The sequence below is a fragment of the Nocardia neocaledoniensis genome (assembly GCF_003182135.1).
In the GTDB taxonomy this organism is placed as follows: domain Bacteria; phylum Actinomycetota; class Actinomycetes; order Mycobacteriales; family Mycobacteriaceae; genus Nocardia; species Nocardia neocaledoniensis.
Genome location: NZ_QGTL01000001.1, coordinates 660,680 through 679,587, shown reverse-complemented (window position 1 = coordinate 679,587; position 18,908 = coordinate 660,680). Strand labels below are relative to the sequence as shown.

Genomic DNA, 18,908 nt, shown 5'->3' with positions numbered 1-18,908 from the left:
TAGGGGTGGATGCGGATTATCTATGACAAAACTATAGTGGCCGGTATGACCGCCCTGGCGCCCACGCGCACCGAACCCGACCTGTCCTTCCTGCTCGATCGCACCAGTCACGTCCTGCGCACGCAGATGGCCGCCGCGCTCGCTGAGATCGGGCTGACGGCGCGCATGCACTGCGTGCTCGTGCACGCGCTGGAGGCGGAGCGCACGCAGGCGCAGCTCGCCGAGCTCGGTGACATGGACAAGACGACGATGGTCGTCACCGTCGACGCGCTGGAGAAGGCGGGTCTCGCCGAGCGCAAGCCGTCGAGCGTCGATCGGCGCGCCCGCATCATCGCGGTGACGCCCGCGGGCGCCGAACTGGCCGCGCGCAGTGCCGAGATCGTCGACGGCGTGCATCGCGCCGCCCTGGACTCGCTGCCGAAGACGGAGCGTGACACGCTGCTGCGCGCGCTGAACCACCTGGTCGAGGGCCATTTGTCGACGGCGGTGGAGGCCGCGCCCGCGCGCCGTGCCCGCCAATAGTCCGTTATAGATTGTCTGCAACGAAACTATCTAGTACGGTCATTTCTATGACCAGTACGCAACGCGTCGCGCTCGCGGTCCTGTCGGCCGCCACACTGATGACCATCCTCGACGGCAGCATCGTCACCGTCGCCATGCCCGCGATCCAGGACGACCTCGGCTTCACGCCCGCCGGTCTGAGCTGGACGGTGAACGCCTACCTGATCGCCTTCGGCGGTCTGCTCCTGCTCGCGGGTCGCCTGGGTGACCTCGTCGGCCGCAAGCGGATGTTCCTCACCGGCACAATCGTTTTCACCCTCGCCTCACTGCTGGCCGGCGCGGCGACGAGCCCGGCCGTGCTGGTCGCCGCGCGCTTCCTGCAGGGCGTCGGCAGCGCCATCGCCACCGCGGTCGTGCTCGGCATCCTGGTGACGATGTTCCCCGGACCGCGCGAACGCGCCACGGCCATCGGCGTTTTCAGCTTCACCGGCGCGGCGGGCGCCTCGATCGGGCAGGTGCTCGGCGGAGTGCTCACCGACGCGCTGAACTGGCACTGGATCTTCCTGATCAACGGGCCGATCGGGGTACTGACCCTCGTGGTGGCGGTCAAGGCGCTGCCCGACGACAAGGGGCTGGGCTGGGCGGCGGGCGCCGATGTGCTCGGGGCGGTGCTGGTCACCGCCGGATTGATGCTCGGCATCTACACCGTGGTCGAAGTCGAACGCTACGGCTGGCTCTCCGCGCACACCCTGGGGCTCGGCGCCGTGGCCGTCGCGCTGCTCGCCGCCTTCGTCGCCCGGCAGGCCACGGCGCGCCATCCGCTCTTGCCACTGCGTATCTTCCGCTCCCGCACCGTGTCCGGCGCGAACGTGGTGCAGATGCTGACCCTGGGCGCCATGTTCGCCTTCCAGATCATCGTCGCGCTCTATCTGCAGAAGGTGCTGGGCTACAACGCCTCCCAGACCGGGCTGGCCATGCTGCCCGCCGCGGTCGCGATCGGCGGGGTGTCGCTGTTCGTCTCGGCCCGGCTCATCACCCGCTTCGGCGGCCGCGCCGTCCTGGTCACCGGGCTGGTGCTGCTGCTGGCCGGAATGCTCTGGCTCACCCGGCTTCCGGTGCGGGCCGACTACGTCGTCGACGTGCTGCCGATGATGGTCGCGATCGCCGGCGGCGGTCTGGTGCTGCCCGCCCTCACCGGCCTCGGCATGTCGGGCGCCGCCGCCGACGCCGCGGGCCTGGCCTCGGGGCTGTTCAACACCAGCCAGCAGGTCGGGATGGCGATCGGGGTGGCGGTGCTGTCCACCCTCGCCGCGTCGCGGACCACCGCCGAGCTCGCCGCGGGCGCGTCGGAGGCGACCGCACTGACCAGCGGGTACCGGCTGGCGTTCACCGTGGCGGCCGGACTGCTCGCGGCCGCCCTGCTGGTGAGCCTCACCGTGCTGCGCCGCCCGCGAGCCGTCGCCGCCCCGGCGCCGGAGGCCGCGGTGGTGGCCTGAGCTTGGACATCGGCGGTGCGCGCGGCAAGCTGGTGGTGACGACGCGCACCGCACCACGGAAGAGGCGACCATGACCTCGATCGACGACCCACACGACGACCTGACGGTCACCCCGCCCAAGACCTGGGCGGCGGGGGTTCCCGGTGTGGCACACGCGCTCGAGTACGCCCTGGCGCAGACCTCGCCCGCGCGGACCGCGCTGACCCTGCTGAACATCAACCAGACCAAGGGGTTCGACTGCCCAGGCTGCGCCTGGCCCGAGCCGAAGCACCGGCACAAGAACGAGTACTGCGAGAACGGCGCCAAGCACATCGCCGACGAGGCGACCACCCGGCGCGTCACCGCGGACTTCTTCGCCGAACACAGCGTGGCCGAGCTCGACGGCAAATCCGACTACTGGCTCAATCAGCAGGGCAGGCTCACCGAGCCGATGGTGAAGCGCCCCGGCGCGACCCACTACGCGCCGATCGGCTGGGACGAGGCCTTCGACCTCATGGCCACCACGTTGAACGGCCTCGAATCGCCCGACGAGGCGCTGTTCTACACCTCCGGACGGGTCAGCAACGAGGCCGCGTTCCTGCTGCAGCTGTTCGCCCGCGCGTTCGGCACCAACAACCTGCCCGACTGCTCGAACATGTGCCACGAGTCGAGCGGCTCGGCGCTCAACGAGACGCTGGGGGTCGGCAAGGGCACGGTCTCGCTCGACGACATCCACCAGGCCGACCTGATCTTCGTCGTCGGCCAGAACCCGGGCACCAACCACCCGCGCATGCTGACCGCGCTCGAACAGACCAAACGCAACGGCGGCGCGGTGATCGCGGTCAACCCGCTGCCCGAGGCGGGGCTGATCCGGTTCAAGAATCCGCAGGTGCCGCGCGGCGTGATCGGCCGCGGCACCGAGATCGCCGATCAGTTCCTGCAGATCAGGCCCGGTGGTGACCTCGCGCTGTTCCGGATGCTCAACCGGCTGCTGCTCGACGCCGAGGACGCGGCGCCGGGCACCGTGCTCGACCACGAATTCCTCCGCACCCAGACCAACGGCTTCGACGCCTTCGCGGCGCACGCCCGCGCGATCACCTGGGACGAGGCGCTCGCCGCCACCGGCCTCACCCGCGCCGAGATCGAGCAGGCGCACCGGCGGGTGCTCGGGGCGAAGAAGATCATCGTGTGCTGGGCGATGGGTCTCACCCAGCACAAGCACGGCGTGCCGACCATCCGCGAGATCGTCGACTTCCTGCTGCTGCGCGGCAATCTCGGCCGCCCCGGCGCCGGGGTGTGCCCGGTCCGTGGCCACAGCAATGTCCAGGGCGACCGGACGATGGGCATCTGGGAGCGGATGCCGCAGTCGTTCCTCGACGCGCTCGGCGCCGAATTCTCCTTCACCCCACCCGCCGAGCACGGCCTGGACTCGGTCGGCGCGATCCGCGCCATGCGCGACGGCCGGGCGAAGGTGTTCTTCGGTGTGGCGGGCAATTTCGTGCGCGCCACCCCCGACAGCGCGGTCACCGAAGCCGCGCTGCGGCGCTGCGCGCTCACCGTGCAGATCTCCACCAAACTCAACCGCTCGCACACCGTCTGCGGGGAGACGGCGCTGATCCTGCCGACCCTGGGCCGCAGTGACCGCGACATCCAGGCCGGCGTCGAACAGTTCGTCACCGTCGAGGATTCGATGAGCGAGGTCCACGCCTCGCGCGGGCGCCTCGATCCGGCCTCGCCGCACCTGCTCAGCGAGGTCGCGATCCTCGCGCGGCTGGCGCGGCGGACGCTGGGGGAGAACCCGGCGATCCCGTGGGCGGAGTTCGAGAACGACTACGACTCCATCCGCGACCGGATCTCCCGCGTGGTGCCCGGCTTCGAGAACTTCACCGAACGGGTCGCCCGGCCGGGCGGACTGCGGCTGGTCAACCCGGTCAACACCGGCGTGTACCGGACCGCGAGCGGCAAGGCCGAGTTCACCTGCAACGAGCTGACCTCGCTCGAGGTGCCGCCCGGGCATCTGCTGCTGCAGTCGCTGCGCTCGCACGACCAGTGGAACACCATCCCGTACGCGGCGAACGACCGCTATCGCGGCATCCACAACGCGCGCCGGGTGGTGATGGTCAATCCGGCCGATCTGGCCGAACTCGGCCTGGCCGACCGCGACACCGTCGATCTGATCAGCGTCTGGCACGACGGCGTCGAGCGGCGGGCGGAGAACTTCGTCGTCGTGGCGTACCCGGCCAGTCGCGGTTCGGCCGCCGCGTACTACCCGGAGACCAATGTGCTCGTGCCGCTCGACAGCGTCGCCGACATCAGCAACACCCCCACCTCGAAGGGGATCGTCGTCCGGCTGGAGCGGGTGACGGCGCGCGCCTGACGGACATGGATACACTCGCTGCTATGTCCGTGCGCACCCGTCAGCCCCTCGTTCCCGGCATCCAGACGCCGATCCGGGACGTCCCGCGTTCCATCGAGCGTCCCGAGTACGTGGGGAAGAAGACCGCCGTGGAGGGCAACGAGCCCTGGGTGCAGACGGCCGAGACCATCGAGAAGATGCGGATCGCGAGCAAGATCGCCGCCCAGGCCCTCGCCGAGGCGGGCAAGGCGGTCGCGCCGGGTGTCACGACCGACGAACTGGACCGGATCGCGCACGAGTACATGTGCGACCACGGCGCCTACCCGTCGACCCTCGAATACAAGGGCTTCCCCAAGTCCTGCTGCACCTCGCTCAACGAGGTGATCTGCCACGGCATCCCCGACTCGACCGTGATCGAGGACGGCGACATCGTCAACATCGACGTCACCGCCTACATCCACGGCGTGCACGGCGACACCAACCGCACCTTCCTCGCCGGTGACGTCGACGAGGAGGTGCGCCTGCTGGTCGAGCGCACCGAGGAGGCCACCAACCGTGCGATCAAGGCGGTCAAGCCGGGCCGCGCGCTCAATGTGATCGGCCGCGTGATCGAGGCCTACGCCAACCGCTTCGGCTACGGCGTCGTCCGCGACTTCACCGGCCACGGCGTCGGCCCCACCTTCCACAACGGCCTGGTGGTACTGCACTACGACCAGCCCAACATCGACACCGTCATCGAGCCCGGCATGACCTTCACCATCGAGCCGATGATCAACCTCGGCGGCATCGACTACGACATCTGGGACGACGGCTGGACCGTGGTCACCAAGGACCGCTCCTGGACCGCCCAGTTCGAACACACCCTGGTGGTCACCGAGACCGGCGCGGAAATCCTGACCTTGCCGTGAGCCCCCTGCGCGGCGCCCTGCTGATCGCCGGCACCACCTCCGACGCCGGGAAAAGCGTGGTGGTGGCGGGGATCTGCCGCCTGCTGGCGCGCCGCGGCGTCCGCGTCGCGCCGTTCAAGGCGCAGAACATGTCGAACAACTCCGTCGTCACCCTCGACGGCGGGGAGATCGGGCGCGCGCAGGCGTTGCAAGCCCGCGCCTGTGGGCTGGAGCCGAGTGTGCGGTTCAATCCGGTGCTGCTCAAGCCGGGCAGTGATCGGCGCTCACAGCTCGTGGTGCGGGGCAAGGCGATCGGCACGGTCGGCGCGCGGGACTATTTCACCCGCCGCCGGCAGTTGCGGGAGGTCGTCGCGCACGAACTCGCCTCGTTGCGTAGCGAATTCGAGGTGGTGATCTGCGAGGGCGCCGGGTCGCCCGCCGAGATCAATCTGCGTGCCACCGATCTGGCGAACATGGGTCTGGCGCGCGCGGCGAACCTGCCGGTTCTCGTGGTCGGCGACATCGATCGCGGGGGCGTACTGGCGCATCTGTTCGGCACCGTCGCGGTGCTGGAACCCGAAGATCAGCAGCTCATCTCGGGATTTCTCGTCAACAAGTTCCGTGGCGACGTCGCGCTGCTTCAGCCCGGCCTGGACCAGCTGACCGCGCTGACCGGCCGCCCCACGCTCGGCGTGCTGCCCTTCGCCGAAGGCCTGTGGCTCGACGCCGAGGACTCGCTCGGCACCGTCGCGGGCACCCCGGTCGGCCGCCCCGGCCCGCCGCACGGCACCGAGTGGCTCACCGTCGCCGCCGTGCGGCTGCCCCGCATCTCCAACTCCACCGATATCGAAGCGCTGGCCTGTGAGCCCGGTGTGGCGGTGCGCTGGGCCGACGGTCCCGACCAGCTGGTCACCGCCGACCTGGTCGTCCTGCCGGGCTCCAAAGCCACGATCTCGGATCTGGAATGGTTGCGCGCCAAGGGGATCGACGAGGCCCTGCGCGCCCGCGCCGCCGCGGGCCGCCCGATCCTCGGCATCTGCGGCGGCTATCAGATGCTCGGCCGTCGCATCGTCGACGGGATCGAGCACCAGCCACCGACCGCGCCCGGGCTCGGCCCCGCCGCGGTCCCCGCCCGCATCGAGGATGCCGGGGCGGACCCTGCTCCCCACTCACACACCTGCTGCCGCGAGGGAGGCGACCCCGACTTCGACGTTGCGGCTGTCGGCAGCGCCAGCACGGCCCAGATCGGCGCCGGCCCAGCGTTTCCCGATGGCGGCGCGGCGACCGTCACCGAACCCTGCCTCGCAGCGGGTCTCGGATTGCTCGACCTGGAGATCGAATTCGCCGACCCGAAGATCGCCCGGCAGGTCACCGGACACTCCGGCCCGATGCCGGTGGGTGGCTACGAGATTCATCACGGCCGGGTCCAGCACAGCGGGGACACTCCCTGGTTGACCATCGACGGACAACCCGAAGGCAGTGTTCGCGAAGCGATCTGGGGCACGCACGTGCACGGGCTGCTGGAGTCCGACACCTTCCGCCGCGCCTGGCTCACCGAGGTGGCCGCCCGCGCGGGCCGCACCGGGTTCCGCCCGGCCCCGGACACCTCCGTGGCCGCCGTCCGCACCGCGCAACTCGATCTGCTGGCCGACCTGATCGAACAGCACGTCGATCTCGACGCTCTGGACGCCCTGATCGCGCGCGGCGCGCCCACCGACCTGCCGGTGATCCGGACCGAATCGGCGGGCGTCGTCACCGGCTGAGCCTCAGCGGGTCGTGTAGCCACCGTTGGCGAAGATCGTCTGGCCGGTGATCCAACCACCCTCGGACACCAGGAATTCGACCAGCGGCGCGATGTCGTCGATTCTGGTCAGCCTGCCGCCGAGGGCCTGGGACTTGTGGAACTCCACGCGCTCCGGGGTCTCCTGCGGATAGAAGAACGGGGTGTCCATCGGGCCGGGGGCCACGCTGTTGACCGTGATGCCCCGGTCCGCGAACTCCTTGGCCGCGGCGCGGGTGAAGTGTTCCACGGGGCTCTTGGCGCCGGCGTAGGTGGCGTAGCCGTCGGTGAACGCCGCGAGCAGCGAGGTCACAATGGTGACGATGCGACCGCCCTCGTTCAGCCGCCTGCCCGCCTCCCGCAGGAAGAAGAACGCGGCCTTGGAATTGATGTCGAACATCGCGTCGTATTCGTCTTCAGTGGTGTCCAGGATCGGCTTGCGCAGCACCTTGCCCACCGTGTTCACGGCGATGTCGACGCGGCCGAACGCGTCGTACGCGGTGTCGAACATGCGCGCCACATTCGCGGGGTCGGTCAGGTCGGCCTGGAACTTCACCGCCTCCACCCCGGCGGCCCGCGCGGCCGCCACCGTCTTGTCGGCGTCGTCGGCGCTGGCGTCGCTGTTGTAGTGGACGAGGATGTTCGCGCCGTCCTCGGCGAGGGTGGTGCTGATGAGCCCGCCCAGGTTCTTCGCGCCCGCGGCCACCACGGCGACATTTCCGGTCAGCACGCCTGTCATCGGTCGAATCCTCTCGTCGGTGTCTGTGTTCTCGACGCTAGGGATCCAGCTGACAAAGGGGAAACAGTAGTTTTCGATCTTTCGACAAATCTGATTTGTGGGTAACGTGGCGGTATGTCCACTCCGATGTCCGGCGGCCGACCGTTGGACCTGTACCGCCTGCAACAGTTCCTCGCCGTCGCCGACCATGCCGGATTCACCAGTGCCGCAACGGAACTGCACCTGACGCAGCAGGCCGTCAGCGCCGCGATCGGTCAGCTCGAGCGGCAGCTGGGGGTGAGCCTGTTCGACCGGAGCGGCCGCAAGCTGCGCACGACCGAGGCGGGCGCCGTGCTGCGCGAGGGCGCCCGCGTCCTGCTCGCCGCGGCCGCGAGCCTGGCCGAGCGCACCCACGAGGCGGGGACGGCGGCGCCGCGGCCGTTCGTCATCGGGCATACCCCGGCCGTCACCGCCGAGGAGGTGTACCTGCTGCTCGAGCCGGTGCGCGCCCAGCTCCCCGAGGTCTCGGTGACGGCGCGGGAGGTGTTCCCCGACGCCCTGGCCCGGGCTCTCTACGACGGCGAGATCGACCTGGCCCTGCGGCGCGGCGTGGCGATGCCACCGGACCTGGCCTCGGCCGTCATCGCCTACGACCCGGTGCGGGTCGCCGTGGCCGCCGGCCACCGCCTCGCCGATCGCGAGCGGGTGTGGATCGACGACCTGCGCGCGGAATCGATCATCGTCTGGGCGCCGCCGGGCAGCTCGTTCTACACCGATTTCCTGCTGAGCACCTGCCGCAGAGCGGGTTTCGAGCCCACCTTCGTCGTCAACCGTGTGCAGGGCACCCCGCCGGTCACCGCCGTCGCCGACAACGACCACATCGCCTTCGTCACCGCGCCTGCCGGTCCGGCGCTCGGCGGCCGCGTCACCGTGGTCGACCTGGTCGACCCGCCGCTGGCGCCCACCCAGGCGCTCTGGCTGCCGCACACCGTCTCGCCGATCCGCGACCTGCTGACTGTGCGGCGCCCCACCCGCTCGCCCGCGCTGTGACAGGGTCGGCAATTTCGCCGCCAGGAGCGGGGAAACCGCAGGACACGCGGCGAAACCGACGGGCCGCGGGAAGCGGAACGAGCTGCCGCGTTCAGGCGAGCCGTGTACCGTACACCGGCATGAAATCTCGGCGGATCACGGTCGGTGACCGAGCTTGGACGGTGCGGGTCGACGGCCCCCAATCACGGCACAATGTGCTGCTGCTGCCCGACGCGGACGACCCCGCCGACGTGTTCGATCAGGTGTGCGCGCGGCTGCACGAATCCGACCTGCAGACGGTCGTCCCGGAGTCGGTCGAGGGGCTCGACCCGGCGGCGATCCACGCCATCCTCGACGAGCTCGAACTGCCCTACGTCAACGTCGCGGGCCGTGGGGCAGGCGCGGAGCTGGCCTGGCGGTTGTGCGCGGGCCGGTTCGGGCGGTTCATGAGCCTCGTCGTCGCCGATCACGGCCATCCGGCGGTGGCCGACGCCGAGGGCAACGCACCCGACGCGGCCTGTCCGCCACTGGAGTTGCCGGTCACCATGCTCGTCACCAAGAGCCTGCCCCGCGCGACCGCCGACGCGTCGGGCCGCTTCGTCTACGGCGAATTCCGGGTGGTCCCGCTCGAAGTCGACAACATCGCCACCGAGGGTGCCCACGAGCTGGCCACCGAGATCGTGCTGCGCACCAGCCTCTGGTAGCCGGAGCGCGCCGCGCGGGATCGCCCGCGCGGCGCCTGCCCGGCTAGGACTTGCGGTAGGTCGCCAGCCAGTCGAGCCAGTTGTCGGTCTCCTGGAAAGCGTTGGCGCGCACCGCTTCCGAGGACAGGAACACGTCGTGGCGGGCGCCGTCGATCGGGACGATCGTGGTGCGCTCGCCCAGGCAGCCTGCCCAGCGCTGGATCTGCTTGACGTCGAGCACGGCGTCGGCCACGTCCACCGCGGCGCTGTGTTCGCGGGCGAACTTGGTCAGCCGCGAGCGCAGGATCAGCGCGGGCACGCCGATCGCCAGGCCCTGGTGCAGCCGCGCCTGGCCCCGCCGGATGGCGCGCAGCCAGCCAAGCCGCACCGGCTCACCGGTGAGCGGCTTCCAGTCCAGGTTGTAGTCCCACTCGCCCGCGCGGGTGTGGTGCAGGCTGTCGCCGTAGGCGGTGCTCACGCCCATGCCGGGCAGCTGGGCGAAGGCCCGCACGCGGCCGACGGCGTTGATGATCGGAGTGCCGACGGTGCGGTAGAACGACGGGCCCTGCAGATCGAACCAGGGGCTGTTGAGCACGAGGCCCGCGACGCCCGCCGCCGCGCTGCCGCCCGCGGCCTCGAGCCGGTCCAGCCACAGCGCGGCCACCAGCCCGCCGGTCGAGTGCCCGACGACGAGCACGTCGTTGCCGGTCTCGGCGCGCGCGATCCGCAGCGCCTCGTTCAGCTCGACGTCGTAGAGCGCCAGATCGCTGACGAAGTGCGCGCTCTGCCCCTCGCGCCGCGAACGGCCGCATTTGCGCAGGTCCAGCGCGTAGAAGCGATGCCCGCGGGCCGCGAAGTGCTGGGCCAGGTGCTCCTGGAAGAAGTAGTCGGTGAAGCCGTGCAGGTACAGCACGGTGGGTTCGGTGGACGGCGCGTCGGCATCGGGCAGATAGCGCACCAGCGTGGCCACCACCTCGCCCTCACCGTCGGGATCGGTGCCGAGGGGCAGCGTGCGCTGTTGGTAGTCGGTGCCGAGGACATCGGGTTGCCACTGCTCATCGGTCCGCGCGGTGCCGCCGACGGGATCGAGTGAGGTTTCGTTCGTCACACCGCTCAATCTATCGCGCGGTCATCGCGACGTGCAGTGTTGGTTTACATCACATTCGGTAGGTCGGTTGCGGTACTCCGAACGCCTGAGGTGCACAATTGGCTTCAGGTGAACGACGGGTAACCTACCCCCGGCGGTTCACCGCGAGTCGCCCCGAACACCAAAGCGCCCGCGCCAAGCGAACCCACCGCGAGGTGGGTGGCTGAGAAGGACAAGGAAGTCGATCTACCCGTGCCGAACGCTGCGAAGACTGAAAAGACCGATGTAGTTCTCATCGGCGCTGGCATCATGAGCGCCACGCTGGGCGCGCTGCTGCGGCAGCTGCAGCCGGAGTGGACGATCTCGGTGTTCGAGCGGCTCGACGCCGCCGCCGCGGAGAGCAGCGACCCGTGGAACAACGCGGGCACCGGCCACTCGGCGCTGTGCGAGCTCAACTACAGCCCGCAGAACGCCGACGGTTCGGTCGACGTGAGCAAGGCCGTCGACATCAACGAGCGCTTCCAGGTCTCGCGTCAGTTCTGGGCCTCGGCCGTCGACAACGGCGTCCTCGGCGACCCGAGCCGCTTCATCAACCCCATCCCGCACGTCAGCTTCGTGCACGGTGCCGACAACGTCGACTACCTGCGCAAGCGCTACGAGGCGCTGGCGCCGCACCCGCTGTTCCGCGGCATGGAGTACATCGACAGCCCCGACGAGTTCAGCGCGCGCCTGCCGCTGATGGCCAAGGGCCGCGACTTCAGCGACCCGATCGCGCTGAACTGGACCGACGGCGGCACCGACATCGACTTCGGCGCGCTCACCAAGCAGCTGCTGGCCTACATCGGCTACTCCGGCGGCGAGATCGCCTTCGGCACCGAGGTCCGCGACCTCGCCAAGCAGTCCGACGGCTCCTGGAACGTCACCGTGCGCAACCTGCGCACGTTCCGGTCCCGCACGCTCAACGCGAAGTTCGTCTTCGTCGGCGCCGGCGGCGGTGCGCTGCCGCTGCTGCAGAAGTCGGGCATCAAGGAGGCCAAGGGCTTCGGTGGGTTCCCGATCTCGGGCCAGTTCCTGCGCTGCACCAACCCCGCGCTGATCGACCAGCACGAGGCCAAGGTGTACGGCAAGGCCGCCGTCGGCGCGCCGCCGATGTCTGTGCCGCACCTGGACACCCGCGTGATCAACGGCACCCAGGGCCTGCTGTTCGGCCCCTACGCCGGCTGGACCCCGAAGTTCCTCAAGGACGGCTCCAACGCCGATCTGTTCAAGTCGATCAAGCCGAACAACATCGGTTCGCTCGTCGGCGTCGGCCTGACCGAGATGGGTCTCACCAAGTACCTGATCAGTGAGCTGCTCAAGTCGCAGACCGGCAAGGTCGGCGTGCTCGAGGAGTTCATGCCGCGCGCCGAGGGCCGCGACTGGGAGCTGATCACGGCCGGTCAGCGCGTGCAGGTCATCCGGCGCAAGGGCGCGGGCGGCGTGCTCGAGTTCGGCACCGCCGTGATCTCGGCCGAGGACGGCACCATCGCCGGTCTGCTCGGTGCCTCGCCAGGCGCCTCGACCTGCGTCACCGCGATGCTCGACGTCATGCAGCGCTGCTTCCCGCGCGAGTACGCCGACTGGACCCCGCAGCTCAAGCAGATGATCCCCTCGCTGGGTGTGAAGCTGTCGGAGAACCAGGCCTTGTTCCAGGAAGTGTGGGACTGGACCTCCAAGTCGCTGAAGCTGGATCGCGCCGCCGCCCCGGCGCCCGAGGGCGCCGCGCACTACGCGCAGGTCTGACGGCGGGTCGCCGATGTCGACGGTCGTGCTGAAGCGGGCATGGGCGGCGGATCTGGACACCGCCACCCTGTACGAGCTGCTGCGACTGCGCGTCGACGTGTTCGTCGTCGAGCAGGAGTGCGCCTACCCCGAGCTGGACGGTCTCGACCTGCTGGCCGAGACAAGGCATCTCTGGCTCGAGGACGAGGGCGCGATCGTCGCCACGCTGCGCTTGCTCGAGGAGCGCGTCGACGGGGAGCGCGGCTTCCGCATCGGCCGGGTGTGCGCGGCGAAGACCGCGCGCGGGCGCGGCTACAGCACCCGGCTGCTGCGGGCGGCCCTGGCGGAGACCGGCTCGGCCACGGTCCGGCTGAACGCGCAGTCGCACCTGGTGGACATGTACGGCAAGTTCGGTTTCGGCACCGATGGTCCGGAATTCCTCGACGACGGGATCCCGCACGTGCCGATGCGGCGCGGGTAGCGACTGTCCGCACCGGGCCGAGAGCGCGCGCACGTGCGGACTCTGTGCTACGCGCTCAGCCGTGGTCACGCCGCGCGTTCTGTGCGGACGATGCCCGCGCGTCGGCGGTGACCGGGCCGCGAATACAGTGGGGTCCGTGCCTGGTTTTGCTGATGTCGCCGCTGGTCCGCACGCTGCCGCTCGTTCGGCGGGCGAGGCGGGGTTCCCGTTCTCGGCGGTCGTCGGGCAGGAACGGCTGCAGCTGGCGTTGATCTTGTCGGCGGTACACCCCGGGATCGGCGGCGTGCTCGTGCGCGGCGAGAAGGGAACGGCCAAGTCCACCGTGGTGCGCGCGCTCGCGCAGTTGCTGCCGCCGGTGGTCGACGAGAGCGGCGCCCGGCCCGCGCGGCTGGTGGAACTGCCGGTCGGCGCCACCGAGGACCGCGTGGTCGGCTCGCTCGACCTCGAGCGCGTGCTGCGCGACGGCGAACAGGCTTTCCGGCCCGGTCTGCTGGCCGCCGCCCATCACGGCGTGCTCTACGTCGACGAGGTGAACCTGCTCCACGATCATCTCGTCGACGTGCTGCTCGACGCGGCCGCGATGGGCCGGGTCCACGTCGAGCGCGACGGCGTCTCGCATTCGCATCCCGCGCGCTTCGTGCTCGTCGGCACGATGAACCCCGAGGAAGGCGAACTGCGCCCGCAGCTGCTCGACCGCTTCGGGCTCACCGTCGATGTGGCCGCCTCCCGCGAGGTCGACGTGCGCATGGCCGTGGTGCGCAGGCGCCTGGACTACGAGGCCGACCCGGCCGGGTTCGCGGCCCGCTACGCCGCCGCGGATCAGGATGTCGCCGAACGGATTCTGAACGCGCGCGACCGGCTGCCCGAGGTGGCCCTGGACGACGCCGAGCTGCGCCGGATCGCGGCGCTGTGCGCGGCGTTCGACGTCGACGGGATGCGTGCCGACCTGGTCGTCGCCCGTACCGCGGCCGCGCACGCGGCGTGGCGCGGCGCCGACCGGGTGAGTGAGGACGATGTGCGGGTCGCCGCCGAGCTGGCGCTGCCGCATCGGCGCAGGCGTGATCCGTTCGACGAGCCGGGGATCAGCGAGGAACAGCTCGATGACGCGATGCGGCAGGCGGCCGACGAGGTCGAGAAGGCCGCGGAGAACGAGGGATTCGACGCGTCGTCCACGGAGGACCAGGCGGGGGCAGGTCCGGACACTGATCCGAGGCAGGGAGACGGTGCGTCCGGCGATCGCGGTACCGCTTCGGACGGCGGCCCCGCCGACCGCGCCGACTACGGGCCCGCGAACACTCCGGATCGTGATCTCCGCGACGATGGCGGTCCGGAGGACGGCCGCTCGGAGCGCGGTCCCGATCCCGACGACAACGGCCCCGACGACGGCGGCCCCGACGACGACGGCCCTGACGGCAGCGGTCCCGACGGCGGCGGCCCGAACGGCGGCGGTGGCGCCCGGCCCATGGCCGAAGGTGTCTCCGGCGCACCGACTTCGGCCGCCAGGCCGGCGCCCCGCTGGGAGGTGCCCGGCATCGGTGAGGGCGCGCCCGGCCGCCGCTCCCGGGCCCAGACCCGCTCCGGCCGGGCGGTGCGCCCCGACACCGACACCTCGACCGGCCTGCACCTGCTCGGCACCGTGTTCGCCGCCGCCCCACGGCAATTCGAGCGCGGCAGGCTCAGTGGTCCGCTGGCGCTGACCGTGGAGGATCTGCGCGGGGCGTATCGCGAAGGGCGGGAAGGGAATCTGGTCGTCTTCGTGGTCGACGCCTCCGGGTCGATGGCCGCCCGCGACCGGCTCACCGCCGTCACCGGCGCCATCGTCACCCTGCTGCGCGACGCCTATCAGCGGCGCGACAAGGTGGCCGTGATCAGCGTGCGCGGCAGCGAGGCCGAACTCGTGCTGCCGCCGACGTCCTCGGTCGACATCGCCGTACGCAGGCTGGCCGGCCTGCGCACCGGGGGCAAGACGCCGCTGGCAGCCGGCCTGCTGAAGGCGCGCGAGGTGATCGCCCGCGAACACGTGCGCGACCCGCGCCGCCGTCCGATGCTGGTGCTGCTCACCGACGGCCGCGCCACCGGCGGCACCGACCCGCTGCCGCGCGCCCGCGCTGCCGCCCGCCTGCTGGCGGGCGAGGGCCACACCGCCATGGTGATCGACTGCGAACGCGGCATGGTTCGCCTCGGTCTCGCCGCCGAACTCGCCCGCGACCTGCGCGCCCGCTACCTGCGCCTGGAAGAACTCACCGGTGACACCGTGGCGGACGCGGTCCGGGGCCGCTCCCCGGTCGGTCGCGCCGCCTGACGGCGCGGCGGGAAGGGTCCGGGTCCGCTTCCGGGTCGGTCGCGCGGCCTGACGCCGCAGCGCGGCGGGAACACCCGGCGCTCTCGTCGGATCTGTCCGATGCCTGCCGCCTCGAACGCCGGAACGTCCGCGGTCCGGCTGGCGGTGCGCGACTGCCGTCGTTCGCGGCTCGTCGTGCCGAAGGTGCGGCGAACGAGCGCGGCCTCGACGGCTGACCGGTGGGTCGCGTCGGCGCCGGGGCGATCAGGCGGGCGAAGCGGGCCCTGATAGAACAGTGGGCAGGCTCGGCCGATGGGTGCCGGGACACCGAACGGAGGAGATGTCGTGCCCAAGGGTGTTCCCGAGGTGGTGCCGGAAGACGGTCTGACGACGCGTCAACGCCGCAATCAGCCGGTGCTGGCCGTGCACACCGGGCCGGGCAAGGGCAAGTCGACGGCCGCGTTCGGGATGGCGTTGCGCGCCTGGAACCAGGGCTTCGACATCGCGGTGTTCCAGTTCGTGAAGAGCGCGAAGTGGAAGGTGGGGGAGGAGGCCGCGTTCCGCACGCTCGGCACCCTGCACGAGCAGACCGGCGCCGGCGGCGCGGTCGAGTGGCACAAGATGGGCGAGGGCTGGTCCTGGACCCGCAAGCACGGCACCGAGGAGGACCACGCGGCCGCCGCCCTCGCGGGCTGGCAGGAGATCTCGCGCCGCCTCGCCGCCGAGCAGCACCGCTTCTACGTGCTCGACGAATTCACCTACCCCCTGAAGTGGGGCTGGGTCGACATCGACGAGGTCGTCGAGACCTTGACCAACCGGCCAGGCAACCAGCACGTGGTGATCACCGGCCGGGACGCGCCGCAGGCGCTGATGGACGCGGCCGACCTGGTCACCGAGATGACCAAGGTGAAGCACCCCATGGACGCGGGCCGCAAGGGCCAGCGCGGCATCGAATGGTGAGTGCCGTCGTCATCGCCGCCCCGGCGTCCGGCAGCGGTAAGACCACGCTGGCCACTGGACTCATCGGTGCGCTGCGGCGGGCCGGGCATCGGGTGGCGCCGTTCAAAGTCGGCCCCGACTACATCGATCCCGGCTATCACGGACTGGCGGCAGGGCGGCCCGGCCGCAATCTGGATCCTGTGCTGGTGGGCGAGGAGCGCGTGGTGCCGCTCTACCGGCACGGCGCGCACGGCTGCGACATCGCGGTCGTCGAAGGCGTGATGGGCCTGTTCGACGGGCGCATCGACGAGAACCGCGCCGCCGCCGTGGCCGAGGGCTCCACCGCGCAGGTCGCCAGCCTGCTCGGCGCGCCCGTCGTGCTGGTGGTCGACGCGCGCGGCCACTCCCAGAGCCTGGCCGCGCTCCTGCACGGCTTCGCCACCTACGACTCCTCGGTGCGCCTCGGCGGGGTGATCCTCAACCGCGTCGGCAGCGAACGGCACGAACAGGTCCTGCGCGCCGCCTGCGACCGCGTCGGCCTCCCGGTCCTCGGCGCCCTCCCGCGCCTGGCCGAATTGGAAGTCCCCTCACGGCATCTGGGCCTGATCCCCGCCGTCGAACACGGCTCGGCGGCAACCATCGCCGTGGCCGCGATGACCGACCTCGTCGCCGCGCACATCGACCTGCGCGCCGTGGTGGCGCTCGCCGCAGCGAACACTCGAGGCCCCGCCTGGGACGCCGCCACCGAAGTCGCCGAGTTCCTCGGTGCGGCAACATTTTCGACTTCTGCCGCGACCCGACCCGCTGCTGCAGCGACCCGACCTGCTGCTGCAGCGACCCGACCCGCTGCTGGCGCAATCCCGTCGGCTGCTGGCGCGACCCCGTCGGCTGCCTCCGGAGGTGCGACGGGTTCGCAAGGGCGTGCCGCGAACGACGCCGCTGCCGAACCCGCGGACTCGGGACCGCGGGCGGGCACTGGGGCGGTGCCGTCCGCCGCGAACGTTGAGCCTGTCGGTGCGGCGGACGAGCCGGCACGCCGACCGGGGCCGAGCAGCCTCGGCCCCGGGCCGATCATCGCGATGGCCGGGGGTCCGGCGTTCACCTTCGGGTACGCCGAGCACCGTGAGCTGCTGACGGCGGCGGGTGCGCGGGTGGTGGTCTTCGATCCGCTGACCGACGAATTGCCCGAGGGCACAGCGGGTGTCGTGTTGCCGGGCGGATTCCCGGAGGAGCACGCGGCAGAGCTGTCCGCCAATGCCGGCCTCCGGTCGGCGATCGCCGAGGGCGCGCGCCACGGGCTGCCGATCCACGCCGAATGCGCGGGCCTGCTGTACCTGACCCGCTTCCTCGACGGCCACCCGATGGCAGGCGTCCTCGACGCCGACGCCGAATTCGGCCCCCGCCTGACCCTCGGCTACCGCGACGCCGTGGCCCTGCACGATTCGGTCCTGTGGCGCGCCGGCACCCGCGTCCGCGGCCACGAATTCCACCGCACCCGCCTCGTCAGCGCCCCCACCACCCCCGCGGCCTGGGGCTGGCGCCTCACCGAATCCACGACGGAGGGCGCCGTCATCGCCCAGGTCCACGCCTCCTACCTACACACCCACCCCGCCGGCAACCCCGAAGCCATCACCCGTTTCGTCACCGCCGCAAGCCGATTCGGCCGAGCATGACGAAGCCGGCCCGGTCGCTCCACACGGCGACCCGAGGTGGCGAGCCGCGCGGACCGGCCGGGTGGAACCGTGATGTGCACGGTTGACCCGGCCGCGCCGAAGGTCCGAGGTCCGGTCGCCGCGAATGCGGGTGCCGTAGCCCCATCCAGCCGCGTCGTCGAATCGGGTGAGCCGGCCACGGCCGCAGTCGTGACGACCGCGGATGACCCCGCTGCGGGCGCGGTCGTGGCGATCGCGGACGATCCCGCCGCGACAACCGCGGCCGACTCCGCCGTGACAGCCGTAGGCAGCCGCGCCGCGACAACCGGGAGCCGTCCGGTCGCGACGACCGCGGGCGGCCCCGCCGTGGCGATCGCGGGCGCTCCCGCCGTGGCGCCCGCGGCCGACCCCGCCGTGACAACCGCGGGCGATCCTGCCGCGACAACCGCGAGCCGTCCGAGCGGGACCTGCGCTGCCGACCCGAGTGTGGGCGACCGGCCGAGCGGCCCGCCGGGTGCCGCCACTGAGGCAGACGGTTCGCGCGTGCCCGGTGGCCCGGTGCGCGTGGCCGTCGGCGTCGGGGCGCGACCCCGCGCCGCGGCGGAGTCGATTCTGGCCGCGGTACGCGCGGTAGCGGGCACGACCGTTGTCGGGTGCCTGGCGACGATCGATCGACGCGCCGGTGATCCCGGAATCCTCGCTGCCGCACGGGAACTCGGAGTCGTGGTCCGTGGTTTCACCGCCGCTGAACTCGCCCGGGTCGAGGTCGGCCACACGTCGGAACGCACTGCCGCGGCGGTGGGGACGCCGAGTGTCGCCGAGGCGGCCGCTCTGCTGGCAGGTGGGGGTGAACTCGCCCGTGCGCGCACCGTGGTCGGCGGGGTCGTCGTCGCGGCGGCGTACCTCGAGGTGTCGGATCACGCGAAACCGCCGTGGTAGTCGCGGGTTCCTCGGTGAGCCGGCGGGGAGCGCGGAGGTGCGCGAATTAATTCGGTGGGCAAGCGCGTTCGCGCTCGCTAATCTCATTTCCAGCAGTCGCACGGCGGACCGGATTCGGTCGGTTACCACTTCGGATGGAGATGTCGCAGGTTCGAATCCTGCCCGGCCCACGAGGGTCGGTAGCTCAGCCTGGTAGAGCACTACGTCGGTCGAAAACACACGCCCGCTGTGCGATTGCGACGTAGAGGAACAGGGCGGACCGGATTCGGTCGGTTATCGGTAACGACCTTCGGGTCCAGCGGGTTCAATTCCCGCGGCGGAAAGAGATTTCCGTTTTCC

Annotated in this window: 15 protein-coding genes; 13 read left to right on the top strand and 2 right to left on the bottom strand. The window is 71.1% G+C overall.

The annotated features are described in order from the left end of the window. The first annotated feature begins 45 nt into the window (after positions 1-45). From DFR69_RS03115 to DFR69_RS35000, 5 genes are all read left to right on the top strand, one after another. Positions 46-522, top strand: a complete 477-nt coding sequence (locus tag DFR69_RS03115) for a MarR family winged helix-turn-helix transcriptional regulator (protein WP_110035833.1) — start codon at positions 46-48, stop codon at positions 520-522. A 47-nt stretch (positions 523-569) separates the two neighbouring features. Next, complete coding sequence (locus DFR69_RS03110; RefSeq protein WP_110035832.1) at positions 570-1,997, top strand: DHA2 family efflux MFS transporter permease subunit; 1,428 nt, start codon at positions 570-572, stop codon at positions 1,995-1,997. A gap of 70 nt (positions 1,998-2,067) precedes the next feature. After that, positions 2,068-4,353, top strand: a complete 2,286-nt coding sequence (locus tag DFR69_RS03105; RefSeq protein WP_110035831.1) for an FdhF/YdeP family oxidoreductase — start codon at positions 2,068-2,070, stop codon at positions 4,351-4,353. Positions 4,354-4,376: 23 nt separating this feature from the next. Beyond that, positions 4,377-5,240: a type I methionyl aminopeptidase gene (gene map, locus DFR69_RS03100; protein WP_110035830.1), complete on the top strand. Its 864-nt coding sequence runs from the start codon at positions 4,377-4,379 to the stop codon at positions 5,238-5,240. 5 nt (positions 5,241-5,245) lie between these two features. Continuing rightward, complete coding sequence (locus tag DFR69_RS35000; protein ID WP_244198082.1) at positions 5,246-6,982, top strand: cobyric acid synthase; 1,737 nt, start codon at positions 5,246-5,248, stop codon at positions 6,980-6,982. A gap of 3 nt (positions 6,983-6,985) precedes the next feature. On the opposite strand, the gene DFR69_RS03085 is transcribed toward DFR69_RS35000, so the two are convergent. Beyond that, positions 6,986-7,738, bottom strand: a complete 753-nt coding sequence (locus tag DFR69_RS03085) for an SDR family oxidoreductase (RefSeq protein ID WP_110035829.1) — start codon at positions 7,736-7,738, stop codon at positions 6,986-6,988. A gap of 114 nt (positions 7,739-7,852) precedes the next feature. On the opposite strand from DFR69_RS03085, the gene DFR69_RS03080 reads away from it, so the two are divergent. Continuing rightward, positions 7,853-8,767, top strand: a complete 915-nt coding sequence (locus DFR69_RS03080) for a LysR family transcriptional regulator (RefSeq protein ID WP_244198052.1) — start codon at positions 7,853-7,855, stop codon at positions 8,765-8,767. 119 nt (positions 8,768-8,886) lie between these two features. Beyond that, a complete protein-coding gene (locus DFR69_RS03075; RefSeq protein ID WP_110035828.1) occupies positions 8,887-9,450 on the top strand; it encodes a hypothetical protein in 564 nt (187 codons plus the stop codon). A gap of 43 nt (positions 9,451-9,493) precedes the next feature. Here the strand turns inward: DFR69_RS03075 and DFR69_RS03070 are convergent, their stop codons facing one another. Then, complete coding sequence (locus DFR69_RS03070; protein ID WP_110035827.1) at positions 9,494-10,537, bottom strand: alpha/beta hydrolase; 1,044 nt, start codon at positions 10,535-10,537, stop codon at positions 9,494-9,496. Between the two features lie 231 nt (positions 10,538-10,768). On the opposite strand from DFR69_RS03070, the gene mqo reads away from it, so the two are divergent. From mqo to DFR69_RS03040, 6 genes are all read left to right on the top strand, one after another. Next, complete coding sequence (gene mqo, locus DFR69_RS03065) at positions 10,769-12,298, top strand: malate dehydrogenase (quinone) (protein WP_110035826.1); 1,530 nt, start codon at positions 10,769-10,771, stop codon at positions 12,296-12,298. Positions 12,299-12,311: 13 nt separating this feature from the next. Beyond that, the gene (locus DFR69_RS03060; RefSeq protein ID WP_110035825.1) at positions 12,312-12,758 is read left to right on the top strand and encodes a GNAT family N-acetyltransferase; all 447 of its coding nucleotides are present in this window, start codon (positions 12,312-12,314) and stop codon (positions 12,756-12,758) included. Positions 12,759-12,894: 136 nt separating this feature from the next. Then, positions 12,895-15,060: a VWA domain-containing protein gene (locus tag DFR69_RS03055; RefSeq protein WP_110035824.1), complete on the top strand. Its 2,166-nt coding sequence runs from the start codon at positions 12,895-12,897 to the stop codon at positions 15,058-15,060. 324 nt (positions 15,061-15,384) lie between these two features. Then, positions 15,385-15,999: a cob(I)yrinic acid a,c-diamide adenosyltransferase gene (cobO, locus tag DFR69_RS03050; RefSeq protein WP_110035823.1), complete on the top strand. Its 615-nt coding sequence runs from the start codon at positions 15,385-15,387 to the stop codon at positions 15,997-15,999. Then, positions 15,993-17,651 (top strand): cobyrinic acid a,c-diamide synthase CobB, encoded by a 1,659-nt coding sequence (locus DFR69_RS03045; RefSeq protein ID WP_110035822.1) that lies wholly within the window; start codon positions 15,993-15,995, stop codon positions 17,649-17,651. Before cobO ends, DFR69_RS03045 begins: the two co-directional genes overlap by 7 nt. Before the next feature lie 189 nt (positions 17,652-17,840). Continuing rightward, the gene (locus DFR69_RS03040; RefSeq protein ID WP_244198050.1) at positions 17,841-18,569 is read left to right on the top strand and encodes a cobalamin biosynthesis protein; all 729 of its coding nucleotides are present in this window, start codon (positions 17,841-17,843) and stop codon (positions 18,567-18,569) included. The last annotated feature ends 339 nt before the right edge of the window (positions 18,570-18,908 follow it).

Excerpts from the sequence above, each read along its gene's own strand:
- DFR69_RS03085 (WP_110035829.1), bottom strand. The coding sequence starts at position 7,738 with ATGACAGGCGTGCTGACCGGAAATGTCGCCGTGGTGGCCGCGGGCGCG.
- DFR69_RS03060 (WP_110035825.1), top strand. The coding sequence starts at position 12,312 with ATGTCGACGGTCGTGCTGAAGCGGGCATGGGCGGCGGATCTGGACACC.
- map (WP_110035830.1), top strand. The coding sequence starts at position 4,377 with ATGTCCGTGCGCACCCGTCAGCCCCTCGTTCCCGGCATCCAGACGCCG.
- DFR69_RS03110 (WP_110035832.1), top strand. The coding sequence starts at position 570 with ATGACCAGTACGCAACGCGTCGCGCTCGCGGTCCTGTCGGCCGCCACA.
- DFR69_RS03105 (WP_110035831.1), top strand. The coding sequence starts at position 2,068 with ATGACCTCGATCGACGACCCACACGACGACCTGACGGTCACCCCGCCC.
- DFR69_RS03115 (WP_110035833.1), top strand. The coding sequence starts at position 46 with ATGACCGCCCTGGCGCCCACGCGCACCGAACCCGACCTGTCCTTCCTG.
- DFR69_RS03045 (WP_110035822.1), top strand. The coding sequence starts at position 15,993 with ATGGTGAGTGCCGTCGTCATCGCCGCCCCGGCGTCCGGCAGCGGTAAG.
- DFR69_RS03075 (WP_110035828.1), top strand. The coding sequence starts at position 8,887 with ATGAAATCTCGGCGGATCACGGTCGGTGACCGAGCTTGGACGGTGCGG.
- DFR69_RS03080 (WP_244198052.1), top strand. The coding sequence starts at position 7,853 with ATGTCCACTCCGATGTCCGGCGGCCGACCGTTGGACCTGTACCGCCTG.